The sequence below is a fragment of the Thermovibrio sp. genome (assembly GCA_015488335.1).
Taxonomy (GTDB): domain Bacteria; phylum Aquificota; class Aquificia; order Desulfurobacteriales; family Desulfurobacteriaceae; genus Balnearium.
In genome coordinates, this window is the sequence record WFNZ01000063.1 from 23,397 (window position 1) to 31,989 (window position 8,593).

At 48.1% G+C, this 8,593-nt stretch carries 7 protein-coding genes; all 7 read left to right on the top strand.

The window, feature by feature from the left end:
• The first annotated feature begins 16 nt into the window (after positions 1-16).
• Positions 17-577, top strand: coding sequence for a TetR/AcrR family transcriptional regulator (locus F8H35_RS08075; protein WP_472573035.1), 561 nt, complete (start codon positions 17-19; stop codon positions 575-577).
• Complete coding sequence (locus F8H35_RS08080; protein WP_472573036.1) at positions 574-1,839, top strand: HlyD family secretion protein; 1,266 nt, start codon at positions 574-576, stop codon at positions 1,837-1,839. Before F8H35_RS08075 ends, F8H35_RS08080 begins: the two co-directional genes overlap by 4 nt.
• Positions 1,836-3,398, top strand: a complete 1,563-nt coding sequence (locus tag F8H35_RS08085; protein ID WP_472573037.1) for a DHA2 family efflux MFS transporter permease subunit — start codon at positions 1,836-1,838, stop codon at positions 3,396-3,398. Before F8H35_RS08080 ends, F8H35_RS08085 begins: the two co-directional genes overlap by 4 nt.
• Positions 3,349-4,638, top strand: coding sequence for a TolC family protein (locus F8H35_RS08090; protein WP_472573038.1), 1,290 nt, complete (start codon positions 3,349-3,351; stop codon positions 4,636-4,638). Before F8H35_RS08085 ends, F8H35_RS08090 begins: the two co-directional genes overlap by 50 nt.
• Entirely contained in the window at positions 4,635-5,807 is a 1,173-nt protein-coding gene (locus F8H35_RS08095) for an HlyD family secretion protein (RefSeq protein WP_472573039.1), read from the top strand. The genes F8H35_RS08090 and F8H35_RS08095 overlap by 4 nt, the downstream gene beginning before the upstream one ends.
• Positions 5,804-7,660, top strand: coding sequence for an ATP-binding cassette domain-containing protein (locus tag F8H35_RS08100; RefSeq protein WP_472573040.1), 1,857 nt, complete (start codon positions 5,804-5,806; stop codon positions 7,658-7,660). The genes F8H35_RS08095 and F8H35_RS08100 overlap by 4 nt, the downstream gene beginning before the upstream one ends.
• A partial coding sequence (locus F8H35_RS08105) for an ABC transporter permease (RefSeq protein ID WP_472573041.1) occupies positions 7,653-8,593 on the top strand: 941 nt, incomplete at its 3' end. The genes F8H35_RS08100 and F8H35_RS08105, both read left to right, overlap by 8 nt.

An 8,593-nucleotide genomic window follows, 5' to 3' on the forward strand; every position in this document is an offset into this window, starting at 1 on the left:
TACTTACGAGGTTGGCTTGACGACTAAAGAGAGGATTCTTGAGTCTGCATATAACTGTTTTTCCCGTAAGGGATACTTTGGAACAACAACACGGGAGATAGCACATACTGCAGGGGTTTCGGAAGTTACTCTCTTCAGACTTTTTAAGAGTAAAAAAGAACTTTTCCGGGAAGTTCTAATTAATTTCTCAATTATTCCAGATATCAGGGCAATTTCCGTTCCGGAGGGTTCTGGAGAGCTTGCACTTCTTGGTATTGGCCGGAAAATTTACCTTTCTCTCAGAGAGAAGAAAGAGTTTTTAAAAATTCTCCTATCTGAGGTTACTGGCCTTACAGAGGAGATAGAAGAGGTTTACTCGCACTTTGTTAGAACCCTTGAGGAACTCCTCTCAAACGTTTTTTCTTCTGCCCTGTCTCTTTCTCCAGATGAAAGCAGAATGAAAGTAAAAATTTTCGGGGCTGCTGTTTTCGGCTTCTTTATCTCTGAGGAGATCTTTCAGGGGAGGGAGCTCTCCCAAAGGGAGATTGATGAGTTCATATCAACCCTCTCCCGTTCCATTTCCGGAGGGAAACCTTGAAACGGCTCGTAACTTTAGCAGGTGCTGTTGCGATACTTTTCATTACTCTCTGGTTTCTGTGGTTCCTCTACCAGAGGTTTGTTTACGTCATCACAGACAATGCCTTCCAGAGGGCAGACATCGTCAACGTTTCAACTGAAGATGTCTCAGGATACATACTTAAACTCTACAAGAGAGAGTTCCAGCCTGTTAAAAGGGGAGAACCCCTCTTTAAGGTTGACGATTCCACTCTAAAAAAGGAGCTCTCCTCTCTCCGTTTCCAGATTTCATCACTTAAAGAGAAAAAGAGGGAGCTTGAGGTTAAACTCTCCCGGTTAGAAAAGCAGCTTCCTGCGTCTGTCAGGTCGGCGGAGCTCCAGCTGAGGGCAGAGGAAAACCGGGTTTCAGCCCTCCAAGACCAGCTAAAAGAGACAGAAGTTCTCTATAGAACTTCCGTTTCAAAATCCTCCGCCGCATTGAAGTATGCGAGGTCTTCTTTGCAGGCTGCAAAAATCAACTTAGAGCGGATGGAGAACAGGTTTAAACGGTTTAAGAACCTCTATATAAGGCGGGTAATATCCCTCCAGCAGTTTGAAGACGTTAAGTCTGCCTACTACAGGGCTAAGGCAGATTACGAGGGAGCTCTCTCAAACTACAGGGCAGCCGAGGAGAGCCTGAAAGAGGCTGAAGCTCTAAAGTTCAAGGTTTCTGCACTGAAGAAAGAACTCTCAGCCTCACAGAGACTGTTGGGGGAGCTCCGGCAGGAGTTCCTCTCCCGTGAAGCTTCCCTTAAGCAGATTAGAGAACTCCGCCACTCAATCAAGAGCCTTTCGGAGAAGATTAAATCGTTAAAGGAGAAAGAGGAAAAACTCAAAATCCTCATCTCCCATACACTTGTCCACTCCCCCATTTCCGGGTTTGTTGCAAAGAAGTGGCGCGAGGTGGGAGACTTCGTCTCTCCCGGTTTGACCGTTTACTCCATCTACAACCCTAAAACCTTTTACGTTCTTGCCTGGATAGATGAGGACAAACTCCCCTTTGTTAAGGTGGGCAACTGGGCTGAGGTTGAGCTTGACGTCTGCGGGAAAACATTTAAAGGTAAAGTTTTTCAAGTTGGGAAGTCTGCCGGCTCTGTCTTTGCCCTCATTCCCCGTGATACCTCTCAAGGTGAATACACAAAAGTCACCCAGAGGGTTCCTGTAAAGATAAAGCTTTCAGACGTTCCCCTCAGCTGCATAAAGCCCGGAACAAATGCCGTCGTGAAGATTAGGAAGTCCCGATGAGCGGTAGGGTTTACTTTTTGGGTGTTCTCATCGTTGCAGGGATGTTTATGACACTCCTTGACACGACAATCGTTGACATAGCCCTTCCCCATATGATGAGCACCTTTGACGCTGAGCCCGACGACATCCAGTGGGTAATCATCTCCTACATGGTTGCCTCTGCCGTTGCAATGCCGGTTGTTGGATGGTTAGGGGGTAAAATAGGCCACAGGAACACCTACCTTTTGGGCATTTCCCTTTTTACCGTTATGAGTGCCCTCTGTGGCCTTTCAACCAGCTTAGACCTTATGGTTGCGGCAAGGGTTTTCCAGGGAGTCGGAGAGGGGATTGCCGTTCCGATGACAATGACCCTCCTCTTTGAGCTCTTTCCCCCCGAGAAGAGGGGAGTTGCAATGGGGATGTTCGCCCTTGGAGCGACCTTCGGCCCGTCTCTAGGTCCCACTTTAGGCGGATACATAACAGAGCACCTCAGCTGGCGGTGGATCTTCTACGTGAACCTCCTTCCGGGAATTTTAGTTGTCTACCTTTTAACCCTCTTTATGGAGGACGACAGGCACCTCCACAGGGATGATAAACCTTTAGACTTCATAGGCCTTCTCCTCCTTGCCATCTCTCTGGTTTCTCTAATAGTTGTCCTCTCTAAGGGTAACAGCTGGGGGTGGAGCTCCCTCAAATCGGTCTCTCTCCTCTACGTCTCTGCCGTCTCTTTTGTCCTCTTCTTAATCCACCAGATGAGAACCGAACATCCCCTTTTAAACCTATCACTCTTTAAATACCCTTTTTTCCGTTATCCCGTCCTCTCGCTAACGGTTTTCGGGATGGGTGTTTACGCCTCTTACTTCCTCCTTCCACTCTACTTAGAGAAGCTGAGGGGCCTTCCAACGATAACTGCCGGCGAAATCCTCTTCTGGCCCTCTATGGGGACAGGCTTTTTCAGTATGGTTGCGGGGATTCTCATAGACAGGAAAATCCTGACCAAAAAGGCTTCAATAATTATTGGAACTACAATCTTTATCTTTGGGACATACCTTCAGCAGAAGCTCAACTTAGAGATGACGAAACTCCAGATAGTTGCATACCTGATGCCCTGGGGAATCGGGATGGGCTTCTTCTTCCCCGCCCTCTCTCAGGTTTCACTGGGGAGTTTTAAGGGGGAGCTCCTCCGTCAGGCCTCCTCCATTCAGAACCTTATGAGGCTTGTCGGCGGAAGCGTTGGAACTGCTGTATCAACCTACATCCTCCTCTCTTCCCAACAGGTCCACTTCGTCCACCTGACAGAGAAAGTTTCAACCTCATCTCCCCAGGTTCTCTACTTCTTGAAAAGGGCTGAAGACTTCTACCACTACTTCAGAGGAGAAACCCTGCAGACTGCAAAACTAACAGCTAAAGCCCTTTTAGCTCAGCTCTACTCACAGCACGCCTTCTGGCACTCCTTTGCCGATGCTTTCTTCTTTGCAACAATCTGCGGCGTTTTAACACTAATTCCTGCAATTTTGCTGGAGGAGAGAGATGAGAGCTCTCGTTCTGATACTGACACTTCTCCTGCCCCTAACAGTTAAGGCCGGAGAGCTAAATAACCTTATTCTCCTTGCACTAAAAAACTCAAAGGAGATAGAGAAAGCGAAAACCGACTACAGGATCTCAGACCTCCTCTACAGAGAAGCCGTCTCTTCCTACTTCCCAACTGTCAACCTCTTTTACAGGAGAACAAGCCTGACAGACGTTCCAACCTACTCCTTCTCCCTTCCCGGCCTTCCGCCTGCAGCCTTTTCACTCTTTAGCAGTAGCTACTACCAGTTTGGAGTAAAACTCTCACAGCCTCTTTTTACCGGTGGGCAGATAACATTCTCAGTTAAACTAAGGGAGAAACAGAAAAAGGCCACCTACTACCTCTTTAAGGAGACCGTTAACAGAGTTGTTCTAACGGTTAAAAAGGACTACTACAGCCTTTTAAAGGCAAAGGCCTCTGTTGAAACTGCAAGGGCTTACCTGAAAGCCGCTGAGAAACACTACAGAGACGTTAAAGCCTTCTTTGACGAGGGGATAGTTCCAAGGAGGGACCTCTTAGAGGCCGAGGTGAAGCTGAGGGACGCAGAGGAGAAGCTCACCTACGCCGAGTCTATCTACAGGGTAGCCCTTGAGAAGCTGAAAACGGACATCGGCCTTCCAGACCTGACCTTTTCTCCTAAAGGGGAGCTCCGCTATGAACCTGTGAAGCTGAAACTTGGGGAGCTCCTCAAAACCGCCTACTCTACCCGTCCTCTCCTCAAATACGCTCAGATGGTCAAGAGGGCTGCAGACGAGGGAGTTAAGCTCTCCGCCTCAGCCTTCTCTCCAAAGCTCCTTATGGGAATTGACTACCAGAAGACAGACCAATACCCGGGAGAAACCTACTCCTCAACGGCCGTTTCGTTCACCCTCAACTTTTCCCTCTTTGAGGGTGGAAAAAGGTTCTTTGAGATTGAAAAGGCAAGAGAGGAGCGTAGAAAGGCTGAAATCTCCCTTAAAGACCTGAAAGACAAAGTAAGGCTTCAGGTGGTTTCTGCCTACACCAGGCTCCTCTCAGCCGCTGCAAGGGTAAAAACGGCACAGTCTCAGGTGAAAGAGGCAGAGGAGCTCCTTCGGGATTCAAGAGAGCGCTACAGGGAGCACGTTGGAACTTCAACAGAAGTTGTTGACGCCATTGCCTATCTTTACTCTGCCAGAAACTCCCTCAACTCAGCCCTTGCCGACTACAACACCGCCCTTTCAGAGCTTGAGTTTGCCGTTGGAAAGCCCCTTTTGAGAGGTGGGAGATGAGATTCCTTTTCCTTTTAATGTCTGCCCTCTTTCTCTTCTCCGGCTGTTTAAACCAGAAAAGCGAGAACACCCTCTACATAAACGGCCGGATTGAGGGGGACCAGTACGACGTTGGAACAAAATACGGCGGAAAAATCGTTGCCCTTTACCACGACGAGGGAGACAACGTTAAAAGAGGGGAGCTCCTTGCCCAAATAGACTCCTCTGAGGTGAGGGCGGAGCTCTCCCGGGCAGAGGCAGGCTACAGGGCGTCCCTCTCTGCCGTTAAGGTAAAGGAGAGGGAACTCTCCTTCTACAGAGAGAAACTCTCCTCCCTCAAGTTCAAACTCTCTGAGCTTGAAAAGGCTGTTGAATTGGGAATCGGAACTGCGGAAGACAGACTTAAAAGCGCCCATTCTCAGCTCCTCTCTGCAGAGGCCACATACAAAAAGGCAGAGGCCGCCTTTGAAAAGGCCAAAAAGGACTACACCCGGTTTAAAAATCTCTACCGCCGGAGGGTAATATCAGAGAGTAAGTTTGACGCCGTTGAACTTGCCTACGAGACTGCAAAGGCAGACCTTCAATCTGCTGAGGAGCTTGTAAACTCTGCAAGGGCAAACCTTTCGGCGGCCGAAAAACAGGTTCAGCTTGCTGAAAACAGAAAAGAAGAGATTTACTCCCTCAGAAAAGAGATTTCAGCCCTTGAGGAGACCGTTAAAGCGAAAGAGGGGGAAGTTTCTGCCTACAGAGAAAAAGTTAAGTCGGCAGAAGCCCTTGTTGAAAAGGTCAAGGCGGTTCTCAAAAACCTGAAAATTACCTCTCCTATAGACGGGACGATTACTGAAAAGCTCGTTGAGCCAGGAGAGGTTGTTGCCCCAGGGCAGAAACTCTTCACCCTTTACAACCTTGATAACCTCTACTTTGAGGGATACGTTCCTGAATCTAAGATTGGCCTTATCCACTTAGGCCAGAGAGGGTATATAACTGTTGACGCCTACCCCAACAAGAAGTTCCCCGTTGTCCTTACATACATCTCCTCCCGTGCAGAGTTCACGCCAAAAGAAGTCCAGACAAAAGAGGAGCGGGTAAAAGAAGTTTTCAAGGTAAAACTGAAGCTCCTTGGGAACCCCAACCACGTTTTAAAACCGGGGATGCCTGCAGACTGCTACATTCCTTTAGGTGGAAAATGAAGCCCGTTGAGTGTGAAAAACTCAGAATTACTTACAGGAAAGGGAAGACCGTTGCGGTTGATAACCTCTCGTTTACTGTAAACTCAGGGGATATCTTCATCTTCATAGGCCCCGACGGAGCGGGGAAATCCTCAACCTTTAAGGCTGTGTGCGGAGTTCTCACCTACGACTCCGGAAAACTTCTAACCTTTGGAGTTGACCCAAACGACGAAAAGTCTTTTGAGCCTGTAAAGGAAAAAATCTCGTTCATGCCCCAGGGGTTGGGACAGAACTTATACAAGCGACTCTCTGTTGAGGAGAACGTTGACTTCTTTGCCGACCTTTACGGCGTTACAGGAGAGGAGAGGGAGAGGCGAAAGGAGCTCCTTCTCAAAACCACAGGCCTCTATGAGTTCAGAGACCGGCCTGCCGGGAAGCTTTCCGGCGGAATGATGCAGAAGCTCTCCCTGTGCTGTATCCTGATTCACAGGCCGGAGCTCCTCGTTTTAGACGAGCCAACAACGGGGGTTGACCCGGTCTCCCGCCGAGAGATATGGAGGCTTCTCTACTCCTTTAACCGTGAGGGTCAGACGGTTCTCCTATCAACTTCCTACTTAGACGAGGCCGAGAGGGGAACGGAGCTCCTTTTAATGAAAAACGGCAAAAAAATCGTTTCGGGCTCTTACGAAGACGTTGTTAAAACAGACTCTAAGGTTTTTCTCATAACTTCAGACAACCCTTACGCCGTCTACCAGAAACTCTGGGATATAACGAACACCCCAAGGCTTAAAGGAGACACCGTTAGAGTCCTTATTCCCCCTGAAAAACTTGAGGATTTCAGGGAGCTCCAGGAAAAACTTAACTTCTCTGCCCAGCCCGTTGAGCCAGACCTTGAAGACCTTTTCGTTGAAAAGATAGGCCTCAGGAGAGTTGTTCTCCCTCCCGTCTTTAAACCGAAAACAGAAGTTCCAGAGAATACCGTTGTCGTTGAAAACGTTGTTAAAAAGTTTGGAGACTTTACCGCCGTTGACGGGGTTTCCTTCACAGTTAAGAGAGGAGAGATTTTCGGCCTTCTGGGTCCAAACGGCGCAGGGAAAACCACCCTTATAAAAACCATCTTAGGCCTCTACAGTCCAACCTCAGGGAGAATCTCTGTTGCTGGAAAGCCCGTTGGAAAAGATGTTAAGAAACTCATCGGCTACACCTCCCAGAAGTTCTCCCTCTACTACGACCTGACGGTCCTTGAAAACCTTATCTACTGGGGAAGCGTTTACGGGGTTTCCCCTTCTACTGTTAAATCGTTAGTTTCTCAAGTGGCTCCGGTTTTTGAGCTTCAGGAGTTTTTAAACAGACAGGTTGCGGAGCTCCCCTTGGGGATAAAACAGCGGGTTGCTCTCCTCTCCGCCCTCCTCCACTCCCCGCCGATTCTCTTTTTAGACGAGCCCACTTCCGGCGTTGACCCCGTAGAGAGGGACGTCTTCTGGCAGGTTATAAGGGAGCTCTCCAAAAAGTTCGGCGTAACCGTTCTCATTACAACCCACTACATGGACGAGGCCGAATACTGCGACAGGGTTCTTCTAATGAACAGGGGAAAGGCCGTTGCCTTAGGCTCTCCCCGTAAATTAAAAGAGGAGCTGAAAGAAGAGTTGGGAAACGCCTACCTCATTTACACCGATGAGCCCTTTGACCTTGAGGAGAAGCTTAAAAGTCTGGGCTTTAAAACCGCTCTCTTTGGAAGAAAGGTAAAGGTTTACTCGCTGAAGCCCGTAACGGAAGACTATCTCAAAGAGTTGGGAATTCCGTTTAAAAAACTCAAGTCTTCTTATATAACAATGGAAGACGTTTTCGTTTTCAGGGTTTTAAACGATGTTTAGGTTAAACAGAGTCTTCTCAATTGTTAAAAAAGAGATAAAGGAGCTCCTTCGGGATAAAATCTCACTCATCACCGTTCTTGCCGTTCCCCTTTCTATGATGCTTGTCTTCGGCTACGGCCTTAAGCTTGAGATAAAGCACGTTCCCCTTGGTGTCCTTGACTACGACAACTCCTACCTCTCAAGAGAAATCCTCTCTAAACTCACATCAAACGGAGAGTATTTCTACGTAAAGCGTTACTTCTCATCTGAAAAAGAGCTTGACAGAGCTCTAACCTTTGGAGAGGTTAGGGGAGCTCTACTTTTCCCATTTAACTTTGAAAAGAACTTCAAAAAAGGCCAAGGCCGTTTCCAGCTCCTGATTGACGGAACTTTCCCCTACAGGGCAGAAGTCATAAAGAGCTACGTGAACGCCGTTGTCTCACTTGAGAACCTTAACCTTGCAGAGAGGAAAGGACTGAAACTCTCTGTTTCAGTTAAGCCCCGCTACTGGTTCAACGAGTCTCTAAACCAGGACTACGTTGTTGCCGTCGGAACTCTGGCAGTTGTTCTCTCAATAGCCCCTGCCGTCTTCTCCGCCCTTCTGATAGTTAAAGAGAAAGAGTCCGGCTCAATCTATAACGTCTACGTTTCATCTGTTGGAAAACTTGAATACCTAACGGGGAAACTGATTTCCGGGTTTACCGTTTCAACCTTTAACCTCTTAGTTCTCCTCTCTATCCTCCTCTTCCTCCTTAAAGTTCCACTGAAAGGGAGCTTTTCCCTTCTTCTCATCTCCTCACTCCTCTTTATCCTCGTCTCAACCGCTTTTGGCCTTCTCCTCTCAGTCTTTTTCACCTCTCAGGCTGCAGCCTTCATAGGAACTGTTATCCTTACAGTTGTTCCCTCTATCCTCTACACCGGCTACCTGACTCCTGTTTCCTCTATGGGAAAGGG